This window comes from Paenisporosarcina macmurdoensis, from assembly GCF_042658845.1.
Classification (GTDB): Bacteria; Bacillota; Bacilli; order Bacillales_A; family Planococcaceae; genus Paenisporosarcina; species Paenisporosarcina macmurdoensis.
This window is the reverse complement of record NZ_JBHSRI010000002.1, coordinates 526164-552904: the sequence shown is the minus strand read 5'-3', so window position 1 is coordinate 552904 and position 26741 is coordinate 526164. Positions and strand designations below refer to the sequence as shown.

At 38.6% G+C, this 26741-nt stretch carries 25 protein-coding genes; all 25 read right to left on the bottom strand.

All coding sequences use genetic code 11. The features are described 5' to 3' along the window. Positions 1-16: 16 nt before the first annotated feature. The 25 genes from ACFPYN_RS02560 to ACFPYN_RS02440 all read right to left on the bottom strand — a co-directional run bounded on the left by ACFPYN_RS02560 (position 17) and on the right by ACFPYN_RS02440 (position 26737). Positions 17-1729 (bottom strand): proline--tRNA ligase, encoded by a 1713-nt coding sequence (locus tag ACFPYN_RS02560; protein ID WP_377732340.1) that lies wholly within the window; start codon positions 1727-1729, stop codon positions 17-19. A gap of 38 nt (positions 1730-1767) precedes the next feature. Beyond that, positions 1768-3027, bottom strand: a complete 1260-nt coding sequence (gene rseP, locus ACFPYN_RS02555; protein WP_377732339.1) for an RIP metalloprotease RseP — start codon at positions 3025-3027, stop codon at positions 1768-1770. Positions 3028-3071: 44 nt separating this feature from the next. Then, positions 3072-4220 (bottom strand): 1-deoxy-D-xylulose-5-phosphate reductoisomerase, encoded by a 1149-nt coding sequence (gene dxr, locus ACFPYN_RS02550; RefSeq protein ID WP_377732338.1) that lies wholly within the window; start codon positions 4218-4220, stop codon positions 3072-3074. A 15-nt stretch (positions 4221-4235) separates the two neighbouring features. Further along, on the bottom strand, positions 4236-5030 hold the full coding sequence (locus tag ACFPYN_RS02545) for a phosphatidate cytidylyltransferase (RefSeq protein WP_377732337.1): 795 nt from the start codon (positions 5028-5030) through the stop codon (positions 4236-4238). Further along, a complete protein-coding gene (locus ACFPYN_RS02540; RefSeq protein WP_377732336.1) occupies positions 5027-5821 on the bottom strand; it encodes an isoprenyl transferase in 795 nt (264 codons plus the stop codon). Before ACFPYN_RS02540 ends, ACFPYN_RS02545 begins: the two co-directional genes overlap by 4 nt. Positions 5822-5960: 139 nt before the next feature. Then, on the bottom strand, positions 5961-6518 hold the full coding sequence (gene frr / locus ACFPYN_RS02535) for a ribosome recycling factor (RefSeq protein ID WP_377732335.1): 558 nt from the start codon (positions 6516-6518) through the stop codon (positions 5961-5963). Beyond that, positions 6518-7243 carry a UMP kinase gene (gene pyrH / locus ACFPYN_RS02530; protein ID WP_377732334.1) on the bottom strand — a complete coding sequence of 242 codons (726 nt, stop codon included), beginning with the start codon at positions 7241-7243 and terminating at the stop codon, positions 6518-6520. Before pyrH ends, frr begins: the two co-directional genes overlap by 1 nt. Positions 7244-7358: 115 nt before the next feature. Next, entirely contained in the window at positions 7359-8243 is an 885-nt protein-coding gene (gene tsf / locus ACFPYN_RS02525) for a translation elongation factor Ts (protein WP_377732333.1), read from the bottom strand. A 96-nt stretch (positions 8244-8339) separates the two neighbouring features. Then, a complete protein-coding gene (gene rpsB / locus ACFPYN_RS02520; protein ID WP_377732332.1) occupies positions 8340-9050 on the bottom strand; it encodes a 30S ribosomal protein S2 in 711 nt (236 codons plus the stop codon). 1987 nt (positions 9051-11037) lie between these two features. After that, a complete protein-coding gene (codY, locus tag ACFPYN_RS02515) occupies positions 11038-11817 on the bottom strand; it encodes a GTP-sensing pleiotropic transcriptional regulator CodY (protein ID WP_377732331.1) in 780 nt (259 codons plus the stop codon). An 84-nt stretch (positions 11818-11901) separates the two neighbouring features. Next, positions 11902-13296 (bottom strand): HslU--HslV peptidase ATPase subunit, encoded by a 1395-nt coding sequence (hslU, locus tag ACFPYN_RS02510; RefSeq protein WP_377732330.1) that lies wholly within the window; start codon positions 13294-13296, stop codon positions 11902-11904. After that, positions 13293-13841, bottom strand: a complete 549-nt coding sequence (hslV, locus tag ACFPYN_RS02505) for an ATP-dependent protease subunit HslV (protein ID WP_377732329.1) — start codon at positions 13839-13841, stop codon at positions 13293-13295. Before hslV ends, hslU begins: the two co-directional genes overlap by 4 nt. Before the next feature lie 32 nt (positions 13842-13873). Continuing rightward, entirely contained in the window at positions 13874-14767 is an 894-nt protein-coding gene (gene xerC, locus ACFPYN_RS02500; RefSeq protein WP_377732328.1) for a tyrosine recombinase XerC, read from the bottom strand. Positions 14768-14940: 173 nt separating this feature from the next. Next, the gene (gene trmFO, locus ACFPYN_RS02495; protein WP_377732632.1) at positions 14941-16248 is read right to left on the bottom strand and encodes an FADH(2)-oxidizing methylenetetrahydrofolate--tRNA-(uracil(54)-C(5))-methyltransferase TrmFO; all 1308 of its coding nucleotides are present in this window, start codon (positions 16246-16248) and stop codon (positions 14941-14943) included. Between the two features lie 111 nt (positions 16249-16359). Next, positions 16360-18435, bottom strand: coding sequence for a type I DNA topoisomerase (topA, locus tag ACFPYN_RS02490; protein ID WP_377732327.1), 2076 nt, complete (start codon positions 18433-18435; stop codon positions 16360-16362). 104 nt (positions 18436-18539) lie between these two features. Continuing rightward, a complete protein-coding gene (gene dprA, locus ACFPYN_RS02485; protein WP_377732326.1) occupies positions 18540-19436 on the bottom strand; it encodes a DNA-processing protein DprA in 897 nt (298 codons plus the stop codon). A 126-nt stretch (positions 19437-19562) separates the two neighbouring features. Beyond that, a complete protein-coding gene (gene sucD, locus ACFPYN_RS02480; protein ID WP_377732325.1) occupies positions 19563-20465 on the bottom strand; it encodes a succinate--CoA ligase subunit alpha in 903 nt (300 codons plus the stop codon). An 18-nt stretch (positions 20466-20483) separates the two neighbouring features. Continuing rightward, positions 20484-21644 (bottom strand): ADP-forming succinate--CoA ligase subunit beta, encoded by a 1161-nt coding sequence (gene sucC / locus ACFPYN_RS02475; protein ID WP_377732324.1) that lies wholly within the window; start codon positions 21642-21644, stop codon positions 20484-20486. A 121-nt stretch (positions 21645-21765) separates the two neighbouring features. Next, on the bottom strand, positions 21766-22530 hold the full coding sequence (locus ACFPYN_RS02470) for a ribonuclease HII (RefSeq protein ID WP_377732323.1): 765 nt from the start codon (positions 22528-22530) through the stop codon (positions 21766-21768). Between the two features lie 57 nt (positions 22531-22587). Beyond that, entirely contained in the window at positions 22588-23457 is an 870-nt protein-coding gene (gene ylqF, locus ACFPYN_RS02465) for a ribosome biogenesis GTPase YlqF (RefSeq protein ID WP_377732322.1), read from the bottom strand. A gap of 19 nt (positions 23458-23476) precedes the next feature. Then, a complete protein-coding gene (gene lepB / locus ACFPYN_RS02460) occupies positions 23477-24037 on the bottom strand; it encodes a signal peptidase I (protein WP_377732321.1) in 561 nt (186 codons plus the stop codon). Positions 24038-24142: 105 nt separating this feature from the next. Next, complete coding sequence (rplS, locus tag ACFPYN_RS02455) at positions 24143-24490, bottom strand: 50S ribosomal protein L19 (RefSeq protein ID WP_024535019.1); 348 nt, start codon at positions 24488-24490, stop codon at positions 24143-24145. 126 nt (positions 24491-24616) lie between these two features. Next, a complete protein-coding gene (gene trmD / locus ACFPYN_RS02450) occupies positions 24617-25357 on the bottom strand; it encodes a tRNA (guanosine(37)-N1)-methyltransferase TrmD (protein ID WP_377732320.1) in 741 nt (246 codons plus the stop codon). Further along, positions 25354-25869: a ribosome maturation factor RimM gene (gene rimM, locus ACFPYN_RS02445; RefSeq protein WP_377732319.1), complete on the bottom strand. Its 516-nt coding sequence runs from the start codon at positions 25867-25869 to the stop codon at positions 25354-25356. The genes trmD and rimM overlap by 4 nt, the downstream gene beginning before the upstream one ends. A 634-nt stretch (positions 25870-26503) precedes the next feature. Continuing rightward, complete coding sequence (locus ACFPYN_RS02440; protein ID WP_024535022.1) at positions 26504-26737, bottom strand: KH domain-containing protein; 234 nt, start codon at positions 26735-26737, stop codon at positions 26504-26506. Between the last annotated feature and the right edge of the window lie 4 nt (positions 26738-26741).

Here is a 26741-nt window from a genome sequence, read left to right as displayed (position 1 = left end):
AAGGTCTTCCTTTTGATTAATCGTTTATTGACGAAAAGAAAGATTGAAGATGGTCTAGCACCTCTTCTTTTTTCCATTCAAATACTTCGCCAGTTTTTCGTATTTTCACTTCAACTAAACCTTCTATTGCTTTTTTACCGACTGTAATGCGGATTGGTAAACCAATTAAATCAGAATCTGCAAATTTAACTCCTGCTCGTTCTGCACGATCGTCGTATAAAACATCAAAGCGATTTTCTTTTATTACTTTATATAAATCATCTGCAAGTGTAACTTGCGCTTCATCTTTTGTATTGATTGGCACTAAATGTACATCATATGGCGATACAGCACTTGGCCAAATAAAACCTTTTTCGTCTTGGAACTGTTCAGCAACTGCAGCCATTACTCGAGAAACACCAATTCCATAACAACCCATGATATAAGGCTTCGAACGACCATTATCATCTAAGAAAGTCCCGTTCATTGGTTCAGAGTAAGTTGTCCCAAGTTTAAAGACGTGCCCCACTTCAATCCCCTTAGCAAAAACGATTGTCCCGTTTCCATCTGGAGAAGAATCACCCTCCATAATAAAACGTAAGTCTTCAAATTGATCGACAGTAAAATCGCGTTCTGCATTCACATTCACTAAATGGAAACCAGCTTCGTTCGCTCCACAAATCCCGTTGCGAATTGCCGCAACCGCATGATCTGCGATTACTTTAATTCCAGTTGGAATATTGACTGGACCGAGAGAACCGACTTCACAGTTTAACAATTGTTGAACCTCTTCTTCAGTAGCAAACTCTACTACTTTTGCTTGCAGTGCATTTTTCACTTTAATATCATTGATTTCATGATCTCCACGTGCCAAAACAATGACTAATTCTTCATCTACTTTAAACACTAACGTTTTGATAACTTGATTAGCGTCTTTGTTTAAGAATACAGAAACTTGTTCAATTGTTTTTTGGTCTGGTGTCGCTACTTTCTCTACTGCTACCATTTCTTCAGTTGACAGTTCATAAGAAGCTTTTACTTCAGCCATTTCAATATTGGCCGCAAAGTCTGATGCATCTGAATAAGCAATCGTATCTTCGCCTATTTCAGAAAGTACCATAAATTCATGCGTATCTTTCCCTCCGATAGCTCCTGAATCTGCAATAACTGCTCGGAAATTCAATCCTAAACGAGAGAAAATATTTGTATATGCTTGTACCATATCATCATATGTCTGATCTAAACTTTCACGAGTTGCGTGGAATGAATAAGCATCCTTCATAAGGAATTCACGACCACGAAGCAATCCAAAACGAGGACGCTTTTCGTCTCTGAATTTAGTTTGGATTTGGTACAAAGTTAATGGCAACTTTTTATATGACTTGATTTCATCACGTAGTAAAGAAGTAATCACTTCTTCATGAGTAGCACCTAATGCAAATTCACGATTGTGGCGATCTTTAAGACGCATTAATTCAGGACCATATGAGTACCAACGTCCAGTTTCTTGCCATAGTTCCGCTTGTTGCATAGCAGGCATTAAGACTTCAACACCGTTTATAGCATCCATTTCTTCACGAACAATGTTTTCAACCTTTGAAAGAACGCGTTTACCTAGAGGTAAGAATGAATAGATACCACTTGTATTTTGGCGAATAAATCCTGCGCGAAGGAGCAGCTGGTGCGACTTAACGTCGGCATCAGCTGGAGTTTCACGAAGTGTAGGGATAAATGTAAGACTTTGTTTCATAATTTAAAAGCTCCTCATAGCATTCGCATATTTATTAGTTAAAAGAAAAATCTCTGAATATCATTCCAGGTTACAACTACCATTAGTACCATTAGCAACATGATGCCTACAAAATGGACCATACCTTCTTTTTGACGATCAACAGGTTTCCCTCGTACCGCCTCAATTAAGAAGAATAATAATCGTCCGCCATCAAGTGCTGGTAATGGAAGTAAGTTCATAATCCCTAAGTTAATGCTTAGAATGGCTGCCCAATTCATTAAATTAAATACGCCATATTGTGCCACTTGTTCAGTCGCTTTGTAAATTCCTACCGGACCAGATAATGCATCAATCGTAAATTGACCAGTTACCAACATGCCAAGCAGTTCAAATATTTTCACGATCCAAGTTACGGTTTGTTCCGCACCAAAGGCAACAGCTTTTAATGGATTTTTTTCAACAGGGCTTTCATATAAAACACCTATTTGACCAAAAGTTTTTCCCTCTTGTTCGACGGTTTTTGGTGTAATGGTTGAATTAATTACTTCCCCATCTCGAACATATTCAAAACTTAAAGCTTCACCAGCACTTTCCTGAACTTTTGAAGCCAAATCTTGCCATGAATTAATTGATTGTCCATCAATTTTCGTCACTAAGTCTCCATCTTGCATACCAGCTTCGAGGGCTGGGCCACCTTCTTGTACATCCGATATGATTGGTTCGTATGTGGGAACACCCTGTAATAAGCCAATCATTAAGAAAATGAAGAAAGCTAAAATAAAGTTAAACAATGGCCCCGCAAAAATCGTAATAAAACGGTTACCAATTGATTTCGAGCCGAACTGACGGTCATGAGGCGCAATTAACGTATCTTTTCCATTTTCTGTAACGACAGCTTTTCGAGAAACGTTGTATCTTACTAATCGCTCTTCTTCATCATAGCCTTCAATCCAAAGACCTTTTTCTAAATCAGCACGTTCTGTTTCTAAAAACAACATATCTTGCTGTTGCTTATTTTGATTTAAAACAATTTTCACAACTTCTTCTTTAGCATTTAATACTAAACCAACTCGGAATCCTGGTTGTAATTCAACCGAATCCATATCTTCTCCTGCCATACGGACATATCCACCAAGTGGAAGTAAACGAAGTGTATAAAGAGTTTCGCCTTTTGTGATAGCAACTATTTTAGGTCCAAAACCTATTGCAAATTCACGAACCATGATTCCTGCTCGTTTAGCAAAAATAAAGTGACCCAGTTCATGAAAAAATACAAGCGATCCAAATATTAAGATAAAAGCAATGGTTGTCTCCATAAAGTCCCACCTTTTTACAGCGTTTTGCTGTTATCATTCTGTCATCATTTTACCATGTTTTGAACAGCTTTTCTCGTCATAGCATCTACGTGTAAAATCGTCTCTAAATCAGGTGTTGTAATGACCACATGTTTGTCCATTACACGTTCAATAAATTCTTCGATTTGTAAGAATCGAATGTCTCCATTTAAAAACAATGCAACTGCTGCTTCATTCGCAGCATTTAACACAGTTGTCATTGAACCACCAGCTCGTCCGGCATCGTATGCTAGTTGTAAAGCACGAAAACGTTGTAAATCCATTTCCTCAAAATGCAGTTTACCTATTTCAACAAGATTTAAACGCTTTGCCTGTTTTCTTGGCAAACGATCTGGATAAGAAAGTGCATATTGAATAGGCACGCGCATGTCAGGTGTACCGAGTTGAGCCATAACACTCGTATCATGAAATTCCACCATTGAGTGAATGATACTTTCTCTGTGTAACACAACGTCAATATCGTCGTAAGACATATCAAATAATACTTGAGCCTCAATCACTTCTAATCCCTTATTCATCATTGTTGCCGAATCAATGGTGATTTTAGCACCCATCGACCAGTTTGGATGATTTAGAGCATCTTGAATCGTTACACTTTCTAACTCTTTTCTTGTTCGATCACGAAAGCTACCACCAGAAGCCGTTAATATTAATTTGCTGACTTGGCTTCGCTTTTCGCCATTCATCGATTGAAAAAGTGCTGAATGCTCACTATCAACTGGTAAAATTGGAGACTGATATTTAGCGGCTGCGGCCATGACAAGATGTCCAGCTGTAACGAGCGTTTCTTTATTTGCGAGAGCAATTGTTTTTTGCTGTTTAATTGCCTCTAAAGTTGATTCAAGCCCTACACTACCTAAAACTGCGTTTACTAAGACTGACGCGTCGGGATGTGTTGCTACATCAATCAACCCTTTGCTACCATATGCTAGTTCAATACTCGGAAATTCCTTTTTTAGAAGAATTGCGTCATTTTCATCTTGAACTGATACAAGTGATGGGCTAAATTCACGAATAATTTCTCTCGTTTTATCTAAATTTCGACCTGCAGAAAATGCTACTAATTTAAATTCTTGTGGGTGCTCTTTTATGATGTCGATTGTTTGAATACCTATCGAACCAGTTGCCCCTAATAAAGTAATATGCTTTGTCATAAACTGTAAATCTCCTTAAACAACAAAATGCAAGAAATGTAAAAGCGGTAATACAAATAATAAGCTATCAAATCGGTCTAAAATCCCACCATGTCCTGGCAATATATTTCCTGAGTCTTTTACGTTGAATTGACGTTTAAGCGCTGACTCAACTAAATCTCCTACTTGTCCAAAGACGGAAGCTAAAATCGTGACAATGATAAGAATCATATATGATGAACTAATTGGTGTGATCCAGTGAAAAATGAGCGCAAAAATAATAGCCGCAGCAACTCCTCCTAAAAAACCTTCAATGGTTTTATTAGGAGAAATTTCAGGCCACAGTTTCTTTTTCCCAAATTTTTTCCCTGTAAAATAGGCACCTGAATCAGTCGTCCAAATAATCAATAATGCGAAAATGACGAATTCAGTTCCAACTGCTCGAGTTTCTATAAAATAGAAAAAACCTATACCCACATACAATGCCCCTAAAATTGAAAATGCAGCATCCTCAAAAGTATAACGATTTTTTACAACCACGGTATACGTTAATAATAAAAGAACGGCAATAAGTGCGAAATCAATTTTGGTATACCCCGTGGTTTCCATTAATGGAATCGACCACTTGCTTGGTAATAAAAATGCGAATAAGGCGAATAACGTGATGAATCCATGAATCGAAAATATGGAAAGACCCTTCATGCGTAATATTTCAAATAATCCTACTGCCGCCATTGCATAAACGAGAATTGTAAATGGCAGTCCACCAAGCACTACTATTGGAATGAACAGAGCTGCGGCGATTACTGCTGTAATGATGCGTTGTTTCAATTTTTTTCTTCTCCCTTCAATCCCCCGTAACGGCGATTTCGGTTTTGATAGCTTTCAACAGCATCAAGTAAGCAAGATTCATCAAAATCTGGCCACAATGTGTCCGTGAACCAAAACTCTGTATATGCAAGTTGCCACAACATGAAATTACTAAGTCGGACTTCTCCACTCGTACGAATAAGTAAGTCTGGTTCAGGCAAATCACAAGTCATTAAATGCTTTGAAACTAAATCTTCATTTACATCGGTGTAATCAAGTGTACCGGCTTGGATCTGTTGTCCAATCTTTTGCATTGCTTGTGCTATTTCTGCACGACTTCCATAATTCAAAGCGAAATTTAATACTAAGCCTGTGTTGTCTTTTGTTTGTTCAATTGCCTTTTCAACTGCCGCTTGCGTATGTCGAGGTAAGGTTTCATTTTCACCCATCATGACAACCTTCACATTTTGCTCAATAAGCTCAGGAAGATACTTCCCTAAAAACTCTTCAGGCAAGCGCATGATGAAATCAACTTCAAGTTTTGGACGCTTCCAGTTCTCGGTTGAAAATGCATACACAGTAAGTGCACGTACTCCTAAATCATTTGCTAGTCGTGTAATTTTCCGCACAGTTTTCATACCTTCGTGATGACCAGCTACACGTGGAAGAGCGCGTTTTTTTGCCCATCTCCCATTACCATCCATGATGATGGCTATGTGAGCAGGAATATGTTCTTTTTTAGAATGCGAGATTCGCTCCGCCAGCGTTTGATTTTGTCGTTCGGGTTTTCTCCGAATGAGTTTATGTAACATGTTGAGTCCTCCACTTTACGCACTTATCGGAATGTTGTCTTTCTTATCATATCAAAAAACGGTGGAATTTTCTTCAATTCCCACAAAAAAAGACGTCCTAATTTATAGGAACGTCTTAACAGCTGAAAAGTTCAAAATATTAAACCTCTAAGATTTCTTTTTCTTTTTCTTTGGCAACTTGATCAACTTGAACAATATGTTCATCAGTTAATTTTTGCACACTGTCTGAGAATCCACGTAAATCATCTTCAGTGATTTCACTTTTCTTCTCTAATTTTTTCAATTCATCATTCGCATCACGACGAATGTTACGAATACCGACTTTTGCTTCTTCTGCTTCTTTTTTAACGAGTTTCACCAAATCTTTACGGCGTTCTTCTGTTAAAGCAGGGATAGCGATACGAATAATCGTTCCATCATTCGTTGGGGAAATCCCAAGGTCTGATTTTTGAATTGCTTTTTCAATGTCGCCTAGCGCTGTTTTATCATAAGGTTGAATTGTTATCAATCTAGCTTCAGGTGTAGCAATTCCTGCAATCTGATTAATTGGCGTAGGTGAGCCATAATAATCAACTGAGATTTTGTCCAATAAAGATGAACTTGCACGACCTGCACGAATCGTCGAAAGCTCACGACTTAAAGCTTGAATCGCCTTTAACATTCTTTCTTTTGTTTGATCAATCACTTGTTTTGACATTACGAATTCCTCCTAACGATTGTTCCAATTTTTTCACCTAATACGGCACGTTTAATATTTCCATTCTCCATAATTGAGAATACTATGAGTGGGATGTCGTTGTCCATACATAAAGTAGATGCAGTTGAATCCATTACTTGTAAACCTTGTTGAATAACTTCTAAGAAAGTTAATTTATCGTATTTTACAGCGTTACTATCTGTTTTTGGATCAGCTGAATAAACACCATCAACATTGTTTTTACCCATTAAAATAACATCAGCTTCGATTTCTGCTGCACGAAGAGCTGCTGTTGTATCTGTGGAGAAGTAAGGATTTCCTGTACCCGCCGCAAAAATAACTACGCGTTTCTTCTCTAAATGTCGAATCGCTTTTCTGCGAATATATGGTTCAGCAACTTGTCGCATTTCAATAGATGATTGAACGCGTGTTTCAACGCCTGACTTTTCAAGTGAATCTTGCAATGCTAAAGAGTTCATAACAGTAGCTAACATACCCATATAGTCCGCAGTAGCACGGTCCATACCCATTTCGCTACCAACTTTACCACGCCAGATATTTCCGCCACCAACAACTACAGCAACTTCCACACCCAGTTCGACTACTTCTTTCACTTGCTCAGCAACAGACATAATAATTTCCGGGGATAAACCAAAACCTTGTTCTCCAGCTAAAGCTTCTCCGCTTAATTTTAAAACAACTCGTTTGTATTGTGGTGCGCTCATAAGTAGCCTCCATTACACTTTTTTCTCGAAAAATAGGGAACACAGAATCGTGCTCCCTAGAGTGAATCAGTTATTTATTTAGCTCAGCTTCGAGCTAAGATGGAGATTTTACTTATTACTTTTTGTTAACTTGGCTCATTACTTCTTCAGCAAAGTTATCTTGGCGTTTTTCGATTCCTTCACCAACACCATAACGTACGAATTCAGTGATAGTACCACCCGTTGTTTTCACGAAATCTTTAACTTTTTGATCCGAGTTTTTAACGAATGATTGGTCAAGTAAACAAACTTCTTCAAAATATTTACCAAGGCGGCCTTCTACCATTTTAGCAACAATGTTTTCTGGTTTACCTTCATTTAAAGCTTGCTCAGTTAATACTTTACGCTCGCGGTCTACTTCTTCTTCAGAAACTTCATCACGAGAAATAAATTGTGGGTTTAAAGCTGCAACGTGCATAGCAACGTCTTTAGCTGCTTGTGCATCAGTTGAACCTTCAAGCATTACAAGAACTCCAATACGACCACCCATGTGTAAGTATGGACCGAAAGAATCATTGTCAGTTTTTGTACGAATTACAAAACGACGTAATGTGATTTTTTCACCGATTTTAGCAATTGCGTTTGAAATATGGTCTGCAACATTTAAGCCGTTAGACATAGTCGAAGCATTAGCTTCTTCAACTGTTTCTGGTTTAGTAGCTAATAAGTGCTCAGCTAATTCTCTTACTAAAGTTTGGAAACCTTCGTTTTTAGCAACGAAATCAGTTTCAGCATTTACTTCAAGAAGAATAGCTTCATTACCTTCTGTTAAGATGTAAGTTGTACCTTCTGCTGCAATACGATCAGCTTTTTTAGCTGCGCTTGAAAGACCTTTTTCACGTAAAAAGTCTACTGCTGCATCGATATTACCGTCTGTTTCTACTAATGCTTTTTTACAATCCATCATACCTGCGCCTGTTTTTGCGCGCAATTCTTTTACCATTTGTGCTGTTACTGCCATTGTTGTTTCCTCCTATTCAAGTATCAACTTTGTGTTATTTCTCAAAAAAAGGTGATAAGGGGTTTAAGCCGCTTATCACCTGGAAAATACGTGGGATTACTCAGCAGCTTCAGCTGATTGATCTTCACCTTGTTTTGACTCAAGTAACGCGTCTGCCATTTTACCAGTTAATAATTTAACGGCACGGATAGCATCGTCGTTTGCAGGAATAATGTAGTCAATTTCGTCTGGGTCACAGTTTGTATCAACAATTCCTACAAGAGGAATGTTCAATTTAATAGCTTCTGCAACAGCAATACGCTCTTTACGTGGGTCTACTACGAACATTACATCCGGTACACCTTTCATATCGCGAATACCGCCTAAGAATTTAACAAGACGTTCGTGTTGTTTTTTAAGTTGAACTACTTCTTTTTTAGGAAGAACTTCGAAAGTACCGTCTTCTTCCATTTTTTCGATTGCTTTTAAACGATTAACACGTTTTTGAATCGTACCGAAGTTAGTTAATGTTCCACCCAACCAACGTTGGTTAACATAGTACATACCTGAACGTTCTGCTTCTTCTTTGATTGCTTCTTGTGCTTGTTTTTTCGTACCTACGAAAAGAACTTTACCACCATCAGCACCAACTTGACGCATGAATTCGTATGCTTCTTCTAATTTCTTAACCGTTTTTTGAAGATCGATGATGTAGATACCGTTACGTTCCACAAAAATATATTTTTTCATTTTTGGGTTCCAACGGCGTGTTTGGTGACCGAAGTGTACACCTGCTTCAAGTAATTGTTTCATTGAGATTACTGACATTTTTTGTTTCCTCCTGATATTGGTTTTTTTTCCCTCCGCATTCTTCGACTAGCGCTCAAGACCTCAATATGATTAAGGACCACTTGTCACTATCCAAATGCGTGTGTGATAACACCGTTTGCAAATATACCATATCTAGAATTTCCTCGCAAGTGTTTAGTTAAAAATTTTAATGTATTGTGTAAACTTTTAGCGTTAATAGGAGAGTGATTTATTCTTCTTGTTAGGTTTTTTGCTTATTACTGAAACATTTATATTAAACCTTGAATACATCCACTTATGCAATAAGGTTTTCAGTCCGCTTCAGACGCACCATTTGCTGCACGTTGGTCTAGGGAATAAAGAGGATGGGCTTGTGACTTCGTCACTTGCCCATCCTCTCTTTTTTCAGATCATCTTGCTACCGTTGTGCGTCCTTCGCTTCCTTACAACCTGCAAGCTCAAAGTTAGGAGCGTTTGGTTTACTAGAGAATCGTTGGTTCCTTTACGAAGATATTCGGCCGAAGATGATATTTCGGCCTCTGTCTGCTTAATTTATTTACAAGATTACTTTTATACTTAGCTTTAAAGTTGGATTAAACCTTGGATACATCCAATAATGCAATATGGTTTTCAGTCCGCTTTGGACGCACCATTTGTTGCACCTTGATCTAGAGAATAAAGAGGATGGGCTTGTGACTTCGTCACTTGCCCATCCTTTCTTTTTTCAGATCATCTTGCTGCCGTTGTGCGTCCTTCGCTCCCTTGCAACCTGGACGCACATAGTTAGGAGCGTTTGGTTTACTAGAGAATCGTTGGTCTCTATAAGTAGATGTTCGACCGAAAATGCTATTTCGGTCTCTTTCTGCTTATTTTATTTTCAAGACTACTCTTTAGAGTTATATTAGGGACACTTACTATATGGGAAAATAACATCCGATTTTCATCCTTCCTGAAATTCTCAGTCTGATTTTTCGAGGTTGACGTCTGAAAAATAGGCATTGACGTCTGAAAAAACATCCTCCACGTCTGAAAAACACTAAAACCACATAATTCAGGGCTATAAGTTGATAAAAATAGGTTACAGGTCGCTCTAGACGCTTCACCTGCTGCACCTTGATCTAGAGAACAAAGAGGATGGGCTTGTGACTTCGTCACTTGCCCATGCTTTCTTTTTTCAGATCATCTTGCTGCCCTTGTGCGTCCTTCGCTTCCTTACAACCTGCAAGCTCAAAGTTAGGAGCGTTTGGTTTACTAGAGAATCGTTGGTTCCTTTACAAAGATATTCGGCCGAAGATGATATTTCGGCCTCTGTCTGCTTAATTTATATACAAATCTACTTTTTAAAGTCAGTAGGGACACTTACTATATAGAAAAGTAATGACGGACGATGTATAACATCCGTATTTCATCCTTCCTGAAATTCTCAGTCTGACTTTTCGAGGTTGACGTCTGAAAAAATGGCGTTGACGTCTGAAAAAACATCCTCCACGTCTGAAAATTAGGCATTGACGTCTGAAAAACACTAAAACCACATAATTCAGGGCTATAAGTTGATAAAAATAGGTTACAGGTCGCACTGGACGCTTCACCTGCTGCACCATAATCTAGAGAATAAAGAGGATGGGCTTGTGACTTCGTCACTTGCCCATCTTGCTGCCGTTGTGCGTCCTTCGCTCCATTTCAACCTGTTATACATCACTGGAAACCTGAGTTAATATGCTTTCGGAATTCATTTTTTCTGTTCACTAAAGGGTTCAACAGTAGCGCAGCAAAATCAAAACCATTCAAAGATCTTGGATAGAAGCGACAAATCTTCAGATTGAATGATAAAATTCCTGCAATTGATATGGTTTCTTAAAATTAACCAAGCTGACTTTTTGATAAAAGAACATATATCATAATAATCTTAAATGTCATGAATTCGTGCTAAATCAACGTACACCGTGTCCTAAATAATAAAAAAACAACCACAAAGACTTAGGTCTTTGTGGTTGCTGGCTTGTACTTATTTAAGTTTAAGTTGAGCTAATTCGTTTAAGAATTTGTTGTTTAATACTTTGATGTATGTTCCCTTCATTCCTAAAGAACGAGATTCAATAACACCAGCACTCTCTAATTTACGTAGAGCGTTAACGATTACTGAACGTGTAATTCCAACGCGGTCAGCAATTTTTGAAGCTACAAGCAAGCCTTCGTTGCCATCAAGCTCTTCGAAGATATGTTCAATTGCTTCTAACTCACTGTATGATAATGAGTTGATCGCCATTTGAACAACAGCTTTCGTACGTGCTTCAACTTCAATTTGTTCTGATTTTTCACGTAGGATTTCCATCCCAACAACTGTACCACCATATTCACCAAGAATTAAATCATCATCATGGAATTCATTTGTCAAACGACCAAGGATTAATGTTCCTAAACGTTCTCCACCACCGATGATTGGAACAATCGTTGTCAAACCTTCTTTAAACAATTCACGATTTTCTACTGGGAACACTGTGTGTTCACTGTAGACATCTAAGTTTGAAGATGTTTCGTTTACGTTGAAAAGGTTTTTTGTGTACTCTTCTGGGAATTGACGGTTTTCCATCATTTGAATCATACGTTCGTTTTCAATTTGTTGATTAATTTCAAATCCTAATAATTTACCTTTACGGCTAAGAATGAAGACGTTACATTCGATAACACCGCTAAGTGTTGTTGCCATTTCTTTAAAGTTAACTTGTTTACCTGCTGATGCTTGAAGCATTGAGTTGATTTGTCTAGTTTTCGCTAATAAGTTCATGAATGTTTCCTCCTAATATGGGTGTTGCTATTTATTCAATATTCTAAAGGTTTTTAATTGTTTTGGATATAGATAAAATTCAAATCACAAAATAAATTGTGACAAATCTTTGTTTTTTACGATATTTCCAAGTTTTTGGTCGACATATGACGCCGTAATGTCGATATGCGCGGGTGAAATTTCAGATGCTTCGAATGAAAGCTCTTCAAGTAACTTCTCTAAAATCGTATGCAAACGACGTGCCCCGATATTGTCTGTTTCTTGATTTACTTCGGTTGCAATTTCAGCAATTCTCTCAATTGCACCATCTGAAAAGTCTAAAGTAACTCCTTCAGTATCAAGTAACGCTTTATATTGACGAATTAATGAGTGATCAGGCTCTTTTAAAATACGAACAAAATCCTGCTTAGTCAATTTCTCAAGTTCTACACGAACTGGAAAACGGCCTTGTAGTTCAGGAATCAAATCAGATGGTTTTGCTGTATGGAAAGCTCCTGCTGCAATGAACAACATATAATCTGTTTTCACAGCACCATATTTGGTTTGCACTGTTGATCCTTCAACGATTGGTAAAATATCACGTTGCACACCTTCACGAGAAACATCAGCAGATGAACCGCTGCCACCCTTACTTGCAATTTTATCAATTTCATCAATAAATATAATCCCAGTTTGCTCTGCACGTTCAACTGACTTTTGAGCCATTTCCTCAGAATCAATCAGTTTACTAGCTTCTTCAATCGTCAAAATACGACGAGCATCTTTAACTTGTAAACGTCTCTTTTTCTTTTTCTTTGGCATTAAGTTAGCTAAAGCATCCTGCATATTTTGCCCCATGTTTTCCATTCCAGAGCCTTGGAATGCATCAAACATGGAAGGAGCTTGTTCGGTAACTTCTACGTTTACCCATTCGTCTTCAAGCTTCCCATCTCTCAAGTCTTCTGCGATTTGGGATCTTTTCAAACGAATGTCGGTATCATCTGTTGCCGGTTCTTCTGTTTCTTCTTTTTGTCCAAATATCATTTCAAATGGATTTGGAGCATTATGTTTCTTTTTCAAAGAAGGGACAAGCAGACGAACAATCGCGTCATTTGCTAACCGTTCCGCTTGATCTTTTACGCCTTCAGTCATTTCTTCTTTGACAATTCGCACGGCCGCTTCAGTTAAATCACGAACCATGGACTCAACGTCACGTCCAACATACCCAACTTCTGTAAACTTGGTTGCTTCTACTTTGATAAACGGTGCGTTATTTAACTTAGCAATCCTTCTCGCAATTTCCGTTTTACCAACACCAGTAGGACCAATCATCAGAATATTTTTAGGTATCACTTCATTTTTCATGTCTGCAGACAATAAACTTCTACGATAACGATTACGTAAAGCAACTGCTACAGATTTTTTAGCCTCTTTTTGACCGACGATGAATCGATCTAAGTGCTCAGTAATTTGCTTGGGTGTTAATTGTTGTTTCGTCATTCGTTCAACGCCTCCACAATAATTTGATGATTCGTAAATACACAAATATCTGCAGCAGTAGTCAACGCCGCTTTTGCAATTTCTTTTGCATTCATTGACTCACCAGCATATTGTTTTAACGCACGTCCGGCTGCTAAAGCAAAATTCCCACCTGAACCAATGGCTAAAATGCCATCATCCGGTTCAATTACTTCACCTGTTCCAGAAACTAATAAAAGTGTCTCTTCATTCATCACAAGCAGCATCGCTTCAAGTCTTCGTAACATTTTGTCGCCTCGCCATTGTTGCGCAAGTTCGACTGCGGCTCTCTGTAAGTTCCCGTCATACTCCATCAACTTCGCTTCAAACATTTCAAATAAAGTAAAAGCGTCCGCAACTGAACCTGCAAAACCTGCAAGTACTTGACCATTGTATAAACGTCTTACTTTTTTAGCTGTATGTTTCATAACGACTTGATTGCCTAGCGTAACTTGGCCATCTCCAGCCATCGCAGATTTTCCTTTATGCTGAATTGCAAAGATCGTGGTTGCATGGATTTCTCCCAAGATGTTCACCTCTCGTTTAGCTCATCCCTTTATTATGCTCTAGGATGTGCATTCATATAAGTTTTTCGTAAATGTTCTTTCGTTACATGCGTATAAACTTGCGTCGAAGACAAATGACTGTGTCCAAGCAATTCTTGCACTGTTCGCAAGTCTGCTCCGTTATTTAGCAAATGTGTTGCAAATGTATGCCGCAACATATGCGGATAGATTTTTGTATGCAATGATGCTTTCTTAACCAAGTCGCTCAGTATATATCTTACACCCCGTGGCGTCAATGGCTGGCCGCGCATATTCGTAAATACGAAGCTGTGTTTAGATTGTTTCATTAACTTAGGACGTGCCAAGTCCATATAGTGTTCCATTGCATCTTGAGCAAATTGACCAAACGGTACATATCTCTCTTTACGACCCTTGCCCATTACACGCAATATGCCAAGACGCTTATCAATATCGCGCTCTTCTAATGACGTTAACTCACTCACACGAATTCCTGTAGCATACAACAGTTCAAGTATCGCACGGTTGCGAAGTGCCATATGATCGTCGCCTTCGGTTGCCTGAAATATTTGTTGTAATTCTTCTTCATAAAAAAAATGAGGAAGTCGTTCCTCTTTTTTAGGATGGTATAACGAGCGAAAGGCATCTTCTTTTAAACCGAATTCTCGGTTACCAAACTTATAGAAAGAGCGAATCGCCGAAATCTTTCTTGAAATTGAGGTACGAGAAAGAGATTCATCGTACAGTTTTGTGACATATAGCCTCGCGTGTATATATTCAACGTCATGTAGACTTTTTATTCCTTCGGATTGTAAAAATTCGAAAAAGTAGAGTAGATCTGATTCATATTCACGAACAGTGTGTTCTGAATAATTTTTTTCAAGTTGGATGTAGCTTTTAAATTGAGATAATGCTTCTGACGGAGACATGGATGTGTTCACCTCCAAATAGTAAAAGCGCAAAGCGCCAAGAACCGTAAACTCTTGAAGTAGCTAAATCGGCTGGACAGCGAAACACGTGGAACAATGCATCGTTTACGAATTTTTATTATGACAAAGTAAAAAGCCTCTAGATTATAACAATAACTAGAGGCTTACAGCAATTATATCGATTGTGAATTCATAAAATTTCGAATTGTGCCTAGTGCTCGTTCAGCTTGTTTTTCCCCACGTTTTTCCTTCAATTTGTAACGTCTTGGTAAATCAGGGAATAATCCAAAGTTGACGTTCATCGGTTGAAAATTCCTAGGATCTGCTTCAGTAATGTATCTAGCCATACTACCTAGTGCCGTTTCCTCAGGAAATACTAATAACTCTTCTCCAAGTGCTAACTTAGCAGCGTTTATGCCTGCTAATAAGCCACTTCCGGCTGATTCTACGTATCCTTCAACACCTGTCATTTGTCCTGCAAAGAACAACTGATCATTCGTTTTCACTTGATATGTAGGTCTTAAAACACGTGGTGAATTGATAAAAGTGTTGCGATGCATCACGCCGTAGCGCACAATTTCCACGTTTTCAAGGCCTGGGATTAATTTCAAGACTTCTTTTTGAGGTCCCCATTTTAAATGTGTCTGAAAACCAACAATGTTATATAAAGTCCCTGCTGCATCGTCTTGTCTTAACTGAACAACGGCAAAAGGGATTTTTCCGGTTTTCGGATCCTCTAGACCTACTGGCTTCATTGGTCCGAATAGTAAGGTCTTTTTACCTCGCTCAGCCATTACTTCAAATGGCATACAGCCTTCAAAATAAATTTCTTTTTCAAACTCTTTTAATGGTACTACTTCAGCAGATATCAAGGCATCATAAAAACGATCAAACTCTTCTTCTGTCATCGGACAATTAATGTAAGCCGCTTCCCCTTTATCATAGCGAGATTTCACATACACTTTGTCCATATCGATACTGTCTTTTTCAACAATAGGTGCTGCAGCATCATAAAAGTACAAGTAATCTTGACCTGTAAGTTCTTGAATTTTCTCTGCTAAAGCTTGAGAAGTTAAAGGTCCTGTCGCAATAATGGTTATCCCTTCAGGAATTTCAGTCACTTCTTCATTAATGACTTCCACTAGTGGGTGGTTTTTTACGCACTCTGTTACATAACCCGCAAACTCATGACGATCAACAGCAAGCGCCCCTCCCGCTGGAACAGCACATTGATCTGCTGCTTTCATAATTACGGAATCCAACATTCTCATTTCTTCTTTAATAACGCCGACTGCATTCGTTAATGTGTTGGCACGTAAAGAATTTGAGCAAACAAGCTCAGCGAACTTGTCCGTGTGGTGCGCAGGTGTTTGTTTGACTGGTCTCATTTCGAAAAGTCGAACACGAACACCTCTTTTTGCGATTTGCCACGCGGCTTCACTTCCAGCAAGGCCTGCTCCAATTACATTGACAATAGTCAATTTCCACACCAACTTTCTCCTTTTTATCTAAGAAAGCGTAAACTTTTATAGATATTCTCTATCTGGTCTAGCTACAAGCGTCAGTCTGCACCTAAGCTTTGCGCTTTTCTTTTACGCTTGTGTATCTTCTTTATAATCACATGCAGTACATTGAATTTGAATACCTTTTTTCAGCTTTTTCTCAACTAATAATTCACTACATTTTGGACATGGACGACTAAGTGGTTTGTCCCAAGATACAAATTCACATGTTGGGTATTGGTCACAACCATAAAAAATTCGTTTCGTTTTACTCTTACGTTCAACGACTTCGCCTTCTTTACAAGTTGGACACTTAACGCCGATATTTTTAACAATTGCTTTTGTATTGCGACATTCCGGGAAGTTGCTACACGCCATGAATTTTCCATAACGGCCTAATTTATAGACCATTGCAGAACCACATTTTTCACAATCTTCTCCTGCTGGTTCGTCTTTAATTACGACTTTCTCCATTTCTTTGTCTGCATGTGTGACATGTTTTTCAAAGTCTACGTAGAATTTATCGATAATATGAACCCATTTTTCTTGTCCTTCTTCAACACTGTCTAAGTCTTTTTCCATCTGAGCTGTAAATTCAATGTTAATAATATCAGGGAAAAACTCCAATACAAGCTGATGGACGATGCCACCTAATTCGGTTGGAATAAAACGTTTTGCATCAAGAGTTACATAGCCACGCTTTTGAATGGTATCAAGAGTTGGTGCATAAGTAGAAGGTCGACCTATCCCTAACTCTTCTAATGTCTTGACGAGACGTGCTTCCGAATAACGTGGAGGCGGTTGGGTAAAATGTTGTTTCGGTTCAATCTCAAGCTTCTTAACGAAATCGCCTTTTTCCATCTCGGGTAAAATGCGATCCTTTTCTTCGACTTGATCATCGTTTCCTTCAACATATAACTTCATAAAACCAGGGAATTTAACTTGAGAACCGTTTGCACGGAAAACTACTTGTTCATTTGTTAAATCAACTGTCACTGTGTCTAATACAGCAGATGACATTTGACTTGCTAAAAAACGTTCCCATATCAATTTATATAAACGGAATAAATCTTTAGAAAGAATTGATTTTAACTGATCAGGTGAACGTAATACGCTAGAAGGTCGAATTGCTTCATGTGCATCTTGTGATTTTTTCGATTGCTTCACAGGTGCTGTTGATGTTGTGACAAATTCTTTTCCGTATTCGCTTTCTATATAAGAGTGCGCATCTTTTTTCGCGGTATCAGATATACGAGTTGAATCTGTACGCATATACGTAATTAAACCGACAATGCCTTCTTTACCGATACTTAAACCTTCATACAGTTGCTGAGCAAGCATCATGGTCTTTCTTGCACGGAAGTTTAATTTACGTGCTGCTTCTTGTTGTAGAGAAGATGTTGTAAAAGATGGTGCGGGATTTCGTTTACGTTCTTTTTTAACCACACTTGTAACTTCAAATTTGTCACCTTTTAATTTGCTAAGTATCTCTTTAACTTGTGTTTCATTGGTTAGCTTTATTTTTTCGGCACCATTGCCAAAATAAAGCGCGTCGAAAGGTTTTTTACCTTTTTCAAAGTTTCCTTCAATTGTCCAGTATTCTTCAGGTTGGAAACTTTTGATTTCATTTTCACGGTCAATTACTAAACGTAATGCTACTGACTGAACTCGGCCAGCAGAAAGACCTTTTTTGACTTTCTTCCATAGTATTGGGCTGATGTTATACCCAACAAGTCTGTCTAATATTCTTCGGGCTTGTTGTGCATCCACTAAGTCCATATCTATTGGGCGAGGGTTCTTAAACGATTCTTTAATCGCTTCTTTTGTTATTTCATTAAAAACAACACGACAATCTGATTCGATATCAATATTCAATGAGTTCGCGAGATGCCAAGCAATTGCTTCACCTTCGCGATCCGGGTCAGCCGCGAGAAAGATTTTCTTCGCTTTTTTAGCTGCTGTTTTTAGTTCCTGCAAAACTGGACCTTTTCCACGAATCGTAATGTATTTTGGTGTATATTCATTGTCTACATCTACACCCATTTGACTACGTGGTAAATCACGAACATGACCAAGTGATGCTTTCACTTTATATTTTTTGCCAAGGTATCGTTCAATCGTTTTCGCTTTGGCTGGCGATTCCACAATCACTAAATAATCCGACATGTATGTGCCTCCCTATAGAGGTTCCTTATAAATCAATAAAAGAAATACCTGTTGCAAAATGTATAACAGTTTCTAGTATATTGCAACCATTTTTCATTTCTAAGTCATTTTCGAGCTGTAATTCCTTGCAATTCTTCTATGATTTGATAGCCATTCCATACAGGTTTCGCACCTTCTAGGAGTGATTGGTTAGGTCCAAGAGATAATAATGACGTAATTGGACCAGGCACACAATAGACATCTTTGCCATTATCTAATGCATGTTGAATTGTATTAACTGTGCCACTCTTTTCTTTAGCTTCTGTTACAACGACTGCTCGTGATAGTCCGCTAATCAAACGGTTACGCATAAGGAAATACCACTTCTGAGGCGTCACATATGGCGGATATTCTGACAACGTTAAATGGTGTTTTTCCATAATATCGTAAAGAGCATGATTCTCTTTTGGATAACGGATAAAGTGACCATGACCTAATACACCAATCGTTTTCCCTCCTAGTTCATGAGTGAATTGGTGAGCCATTGCATCTGCTCCTTTCGCAAGGCCACTAACAATAACGACGTCATGCTTTACAAGTGGCGGAAGTATAAAAGCCATTGCATCTTTAGAATAGTCCGATGCGTATCTTGCGCCGATGACTGCTACATGGTGATCCATTACTAAGTAATCCAGTCGTCCTTTTGCATAGAGCATAGTTGGCGGGTCATACAGAGTGCTTAACTGCTTTGGATAATTGGGATGATTAAATGGGAGAGGTGTAATGTTATTCGTGATATACGCTTGAATAAGGGGGGTTCCAAGCGCTTTTATATAGGATTCTTTAAACTTTCTAGCTTTCTCATGAGTAAGGTTTAACAAACGGGAGAGTTGGTGAATGTGCATTCGTTCACATTCTTCTAACTCCGGATCTACTTGTAGTAGGGGCTGCAAGCGATTTAACGGAATGGGTAAGACATAATGTAGTGCCAATAAGCGTTGTTCAAATGATTGGTTGATCATACCTTTCCTCCTTATTAGATAGGTGCAAAACATGTAACTCTACAGAACTATAAGTTTACTAAATAGTAAGAATTCTTTTATCTTTAAAAAGAAGCGACACACCGAACGATGTGTCGCTTTTTTTGATTAATGTGTTTTACATTGATCGTATAAGCCTTTTTCTTTAATTACTTTAATTAAAGTTTCACCAATAACTGATGGTGTTTCTGCAACTTCCATACCAGCTGCGTTCATCGCTTTGATTTTATCAGCTGCTGTACCTTTACCGCCAGAAATAATCGCACCGGCATGGCCCATACGCTTACCTTCTGGAGCAGTTTGTCCACCAATAAATCCTACTACTGGCTTCGTCATGTTAGCTTTAATCCACTCTGCTGCTTCTTCTTCTGCAGATCCGCCGATTTCACCAATCATAACTACTGCATACGTATCTGGATCTTCATTGAATGCCATTAATGCATCGATAAAGTTAGTTCCGTTTACTGGATCTCCACCGATACCTACAGCTGTACTTTGTCCAATACCTTCTTGAGAAAGTTGGTGTACTGCTTCATAAGTAAGTGTTCCTGAACGTGAAACGACTCCTACATGACCTTTTTTGTGAATGTATCCTGGCATAATACCAATTTTACATTCGTCAGGTGTAATAACACCAGGGCAGTTAGGTCCGACTAAACGAGTTTTCTTGCCTTCCATATAGCGTTTTACTTTTACCATATCAAGAACAGGAATATGTTCAGTAATACAGATCGCCATATCTAAATCAGCATCTACAGCTTCTAAAATAGCATCTGCAGCGAATGGTGCTGGAACATAAATAACAGAAACGTTAGCGCCAGTTGCTTTCACAGCTTCTTCTACAGTATTAAAAACAGGTACGCCTTCAGCTTCAGTACCGCCTTTTCCTGGTGTAACACCAGCAACAATTTTCGTGCCATACTCAAGCATTTGTTTTGTATGGAAAAGAGCAGTTGAACCCGTAATACCTTGTACGAGTACTTTCGTATCTTTATTAATATATACGCTCATCTTTTGTCCCTGCCTTTCTTAGCCTACAAGTTCAACAATTTTTTGCGCGCCATCAGCCATAGAGCCAGCCGCAACAATGTTTAAGCCAGATTCATTCAATAATTTCTTACCAAGGTCCACGTTTGTTCCTTCTAAACGAACAACAAGTGGTACTTGTAATCCAACTTCTTTTGCAGCTGTGATTACGCCTTCAGCGATAACGTCACACTTCATAATTCCACCAAAGATGTTAACGAAGATACCTTTAACATTTTTGTCTGAAAGGATGATTTTAAATGCTTCAGTTACTTTCTCAGCTGTTGCACCGCCCCCAACGTCAAGGAAGTTAGCGGGTGATCCGCCGTAATAGCTAATTGTGTCCATTGTTGCCATAGCTAGTCCAGCACCGTTTACCATACATCCGATGTTGCCATCTAAAGAGATATAGCTTAGGTCATATTTAGATGCTTCAATTTCTTTTGCATCTTCTTCATCATAATCGCGTAATTCTAAGATATCTTTATGACGATATAATGCATTTGCATCGAAGTTAAACTTCGCGTCAAGAGCCATTACATCCCCTCCACCAGTTACTACAAGTGGGTTAATTTCTACGATTGCTGCATCTTTTTCAATAAATACTTGGTATAAACCAAGCATGAATTTAGCAGCTTTGTTTACTAATTTAGCTGGAATATTCATGTTGAAAGCCATACGACGTGCTTGGAATCCTGTTAATCCAACAACTGGATCAATAACTTCTTTGAAGATTTTTTCAGGAGTTGCTTCCGCTACTTCTTCAATATCTACTCCGCCTTCTTCAGAACCCATAAGAGTTACACGAGCAGTTGAAGAGTCAAGTACTAAACCTAAGTAGTATTCTTTTTTAATGTCGCATCCTTCTTCAACAAGAAGACGCTTAATTTCTTTACCTTCTGGACCTGTTTGATGAGTAACAAGCGTTTTACCAAGAAGTTCTTTTGCGTATGCACGAACCTCATCTAAGTTCTTAGCGATTTTAACACCGCCGGCTTTACCACGACCACCTGCGTGGATTTGAGCTTTAACCACAACAATATCAGTGCCAAGTTCTTTGGCAGCCTTAACAGCTTCTTCTGGAGAAAAAGCAACTAAGCCTGTCGAAACCGCTACACCGTATTGTCTGAGGAGTTGTTTACCTTGATATTCATGGATATTCATATTACATCCTCCAATCAAACTTTAAACAAGTATTTAACTACCTTAACCATTGTATAAAACCTGTCATACAATGTCCACATAAGTCTATTATTTTGTGTTATACATCAAATATTCGGAAATCTTATCGAATCATAGACTTTATTGGTTCGAAGGTTTTTCGATGAATTTTCGTTACCCCGAACTGCTTTAATGCTGCTAAATGATCGGCAGTTCCATACCCTGCATTTTTTGCAAAGTGATATTCAGGATAGATTTTGTCGAATTCATTCATCAAGTTATCGCGTGTTGTTTTTGCTAAAATCGATGCTGCGGCAATAGCTAAACTTTTCGCATCCCCTTTAATAATGGAATGTTGTGCAATGTCGGTCGGTAAAGTCATCGCATCTACTAATAATACCTGTGGTTGAATTGGTAGATTTTCAACGGCCAACGTCATCGAAGATTTGGTCGCTTGATAAATATTAAAAGTATCAATTTGTTCAATTGATTGAATATGAACATAGTAAGCGAGAGCATGTTTTTTGATAATCTCTGCGTAATTTTCTCGTTTTAATCGTGGCAGTATTTTGGAATCATTAATGCCTAAAAGTTCTTTTGGGTATCCATCGAAAATGACGGCGGCAGTTACTACTGGACCAGCTAAAGGACCTCGCCCTGCTTCATCTATACCTGCAACTAAGTCCGTTTTATGTAGTTTAAAGCTTTCATCAAAAAGAATTTTCTCTGCATGTGACATTTGTAAATTCTTTTCGAGTTCCAATTTCCTTTGCCATGAAGTCACTAACTTTAAAACACCCGCCCGATGATCATTTTTCAATTTGTCTGTCCATTCATTTGGCTGTGACGTTTGTTTTAGTTTTTCGGCAATCGTTTTGATCGTCTCCACAATCTTCACCTCTATTTTGTATCTGAAAAAACCTTTCTCACCCGAAGGCGAAAAAGGTTATTTTTCTGTAGTTGTAGACATCTCGTCAACTATATCAAAAGTTAATTTTCCAAGAAGTTGACCACGAATATCGCGTACGATGAGTTCTGAAACTTTTTCGTAATCGACTTCTCCACCATTACCAATAGCGCGTCTAAGTTTTCCAATGTGGTCAAAAGTTTTCACTAAATCTTCGTCCACTTCAGTCAGTTTATAGCGTTCATCCATGCGTTTTGGATAGTGATCAGCTAGAAAATGTAATCCATATACAGCCAAGTCTTCTGTATTCGTGATGGTGTCTTTGATGGCTCCAGTTAATGCTAATTTATAGCCCACTGCTTGATCTTCGAATTTAGGCCATAGGATACCAGGTGTATCTAGTAACTCAAGTTCTTTACCTACTTTGATCCATTGTTGAGCTTTAGTTACCCCAGGCATATTGCCAGTTTTTGCAAGATTTTTCTTTGCTAAACGATTGATTAATGTTGATTTCCCAACGTTTGGAATTCCAACAATCATCGCTCGAATGGCACGAGGTTTAATCCCACGAGAGGCCATCCGCTCCCATTTTTCAGCTAATAATTCAGTAGCTGCAGTGGTTACTTGTTGCAAACCTTTGCCTTCAAATGAGTTGATAGCAACTGCACGATGTCCACGCTCTTCAAAGTAGCGAATCCACTTCTTCGTTTGATGATCATCTGCCATATCAGCTTTATTTAATATTAATAATCTTGTCTTTTGTCCAATTACTTCGTCAATCATTGGATTCCTTGACGATAAAGGTAATCTCGCATCAATTAATTCAAAAATAATATCAACTAATTTTAATTTTTCCGTAACTTGTCGGCGAGCTTTCGCCATATGACCCGGAAACCATTGTATAGTCATGTTTTAATCTCCTCCAGTGTTACTCGACAAGTCCTATTTCATTTGGTGGCCAGAAAACAACATTTGTACTACCAATTATTTCCTCCAACGCCACAATGCCAATATGTCGACTGTCTTTACTATATCTACGATTATCACCCATGACAAACACATACCCTTCAGGGATTACGCTTATTTGTGCACTTTCTTCAAGTGTGAAATCTTCCGTTAAGGTACCTTCATTTATATCTTTTTTATAAGGATCTAAATACGGTTCATCTTGCGGCTCCCCGTTTATAAATAACTGATCATTTTTATAAGCAACATGATCTCCTGGCAATCCGATTACCCGTTTTATGTAATCTTTTTCTTCAGGCGCATGAAACACGACAATATCATACCTATCAGGTTCTCCTACTTCGTAGCCAATTTTGTTGACGATCATACGATCGCCATCTTCAAGTGTTGGCATCATCGATTCTCCATCGACAACTATAGGGGTAAATAGGAAAAAACGAATGATCCAGGCTAGTCCAAAAGCGATGAGTAAAGCTTTCGACCATTCCCAAAACTCGTTCTTCTCTTTTTTAGTTTGTTCCATGTGGTTGCCTCCTTGCTTCAATTACTTTTAATTGTACAAGTATTATTAATGACAAGCAAAAAGAAAGAGAGCTTGATTGCCAAGCTCTCTTTCTGATTTAGATTATTAGTAGCGCATCTCTTTAATACGAGCTGCTTTACCACGTAGATCACGTAGGTAATACAATTTCGCACGACGTACTTTACCACGACGAAGAACTTCTAATTGAGCAATTTTTGGTGTGTGTACAGGGAATGTACGCTCTACACCTACTCCGTAAGAAATCTTACGCACTGTGAATGTTGAACTAACACCGCCACCGCGACGTTTAATAACAACACCTTCATACATTTGGATACGTTCGCGAGTTCCCTCTACGACCTTAACGTGAACACGAACAGTGTCCCCAGGACGGAATTCAGGAAGATCCGTACGAAGTTGATCTTTAGTAATTTCTGTAATAATGTTTTGCATAGTTTTCTCTCCTTAGACAGATGCTCTTGCCAGCGACTGCGGCTGCAGCGGAACACCGTAATTCGGCACTCCACAAAGGAAGTACAGAATAGATGATACCACAACTCATGCAATCAAGCAAGACAATTAGTAGTTTTTCTCTTTCTCCCACTGAGCGATTTTCTGTTGTTCACTCGTGGTTAATTCAGTATTTTTCATCAAATCGGGTCGTCTGCTCCATGTACGGTACAAAGATTGTTCACGACGCCATTGGTCAATATGTGCATGATTACCAGACAGTAGCACTGCAGGTACCTTAAAACCTCTAAATTCTGAAGGTCTTGTATAGTGAGGATGCTCTAGTAAACCAGTTGAAAACGAATCCTGAACAGGGGACTCCCCGTTACCAAGTACTCCTGGTAGTAATCGAACAACACTATCGATTACTGTCATCGCTCCAAGTTCTCCTCCAGTTAACACAAAATCGCCAATCGAAATTTCGTCGGTTACTATATGTTCTCGTACCCGTTCATCGTATCCTTCGTAATGTCCACACAAAAAGATTAACTCTTCTTCCTGTGCTAACTCTTCTGCTTTGGCTTGCGTAAAGCGCTCACCTTGCGGACACATTAAAATGATTCTTGGTTTTATAGAAGATGTTGTTATGGCCTCTACAGCTTGGAATAAGGGCTCCGGCTTTAAAACCATACCTGCACCACCACCATAAGGATAATCATCCACCTGGCTATGTTTATTGCCTGAATACGCACGAAAATCGGTTACTTCCAATGAAACTGCCTGCTTTTCCTGTGCTTTTTTTAAAATCGATGATCCAAAGACGCCTTCAAACATAGCGGGAAACAACGACAACACATGAATATGCATCATGACAATAGGCCGTCCAATGGATCAATAATGATTTTCTTTTCATCAATATCAATTTCTTTTACTACTTCTTCAATATAAGGAATGTAATGCTCTTTACCTTTTGCAGGAGTTACAGTCCAAACATCATTTGCTCCAGTTTGTAAAATGTCAGTCACGACACCAATTTCTTGTCCTTCAAGATCATACACAGTGCAGCCCATGATTTCATGAAAATAGAATTCATTGCCTTCTAAATCCGTTAATTGATTTTCAGAAATCTTTAAAATGCCACCTCGAAAAACTTCTACCATTTCAATTGTCAAATACCCTTCAAAAGTCAAAAGGTCAAAGTTTTTGTGTTGGCGATGAGTAGCCACTGTTAACACTAGTGGCGTTTTCTTTCCTTCTTGAAATAAAGAAAGTTTGTTACCAATTGCATAACGCTCTTCCGGGAAGTCCGTACTTGAAATAACACGAACCTCTCCACGAATCCCGTGGGTGTTGACAATCTTACCTACGTTGTACCATTCCATTGAAATCACTCCTTATTAAAAGGCTTTGTTAAACGATACCGTTGTTTGTCATACTGCGAGCCAAGCGTTCTGCTAGAGTCAACAATATCAACAGCATTCTTTAACATAGCTTGTCTATTGGCTCTGTTAATTTATACACCTAAGCATTTGCGCAGGCCGCTCGTTCCGCATAAGCCAACAACTATGAAAACCATACACTGTGCCTCATTCTTCAAAAGCCCTGCTCCTGCGGTTACTCGTCGCAAATGTACTCTTTCAATTGATCTTCAATATGACCAGCATTCTTTAATATAGCTTTTCATATAGCTCAATTAAAATGTACTTAGAATACTAAGGGAATATGCGACTCCCCGCGGAAACCCTAAAAACCCGTGCTCCTGCATCGCTTCGCTAGCTTCGTCGCCAAGATTATGGTCAAAGTTCCTTTGACATAATCTTGGCTGGCAAGACCCCGCAGCGAGGTATGAGTGAGGAGGCTTGCCTGTTCGTCCGCGGAAAGGGAGCCAATTCCCTGATTTCTATAAAAGGCTTTTTATATTATATTTTTGATTATTGTGCATTTGTGCTAGTCGCAAGTGCACTCTGTTTTTACGGTACAAAAAAGGAAGGAACTATGAGCTCCCTCCTTTTTTAATCAATCTAAAATATCGACATACGTCTTTTTGTTATGGTGGCTGCTTGCTGCTGAATAAACAATGGTACGAATCGCTTTCGCCACACGACCTTGTTTACCAATAACTTTCCCCATATCTTCAGCATGGACAGAAAGTTTGTAGACAATACGGTTTGTATTTTCGTCAAGTTCGACACGAACATCATCCGGATAATCAACTAATGGTTTAACAATTGTTTCAATCAGCTGCTTCATTATG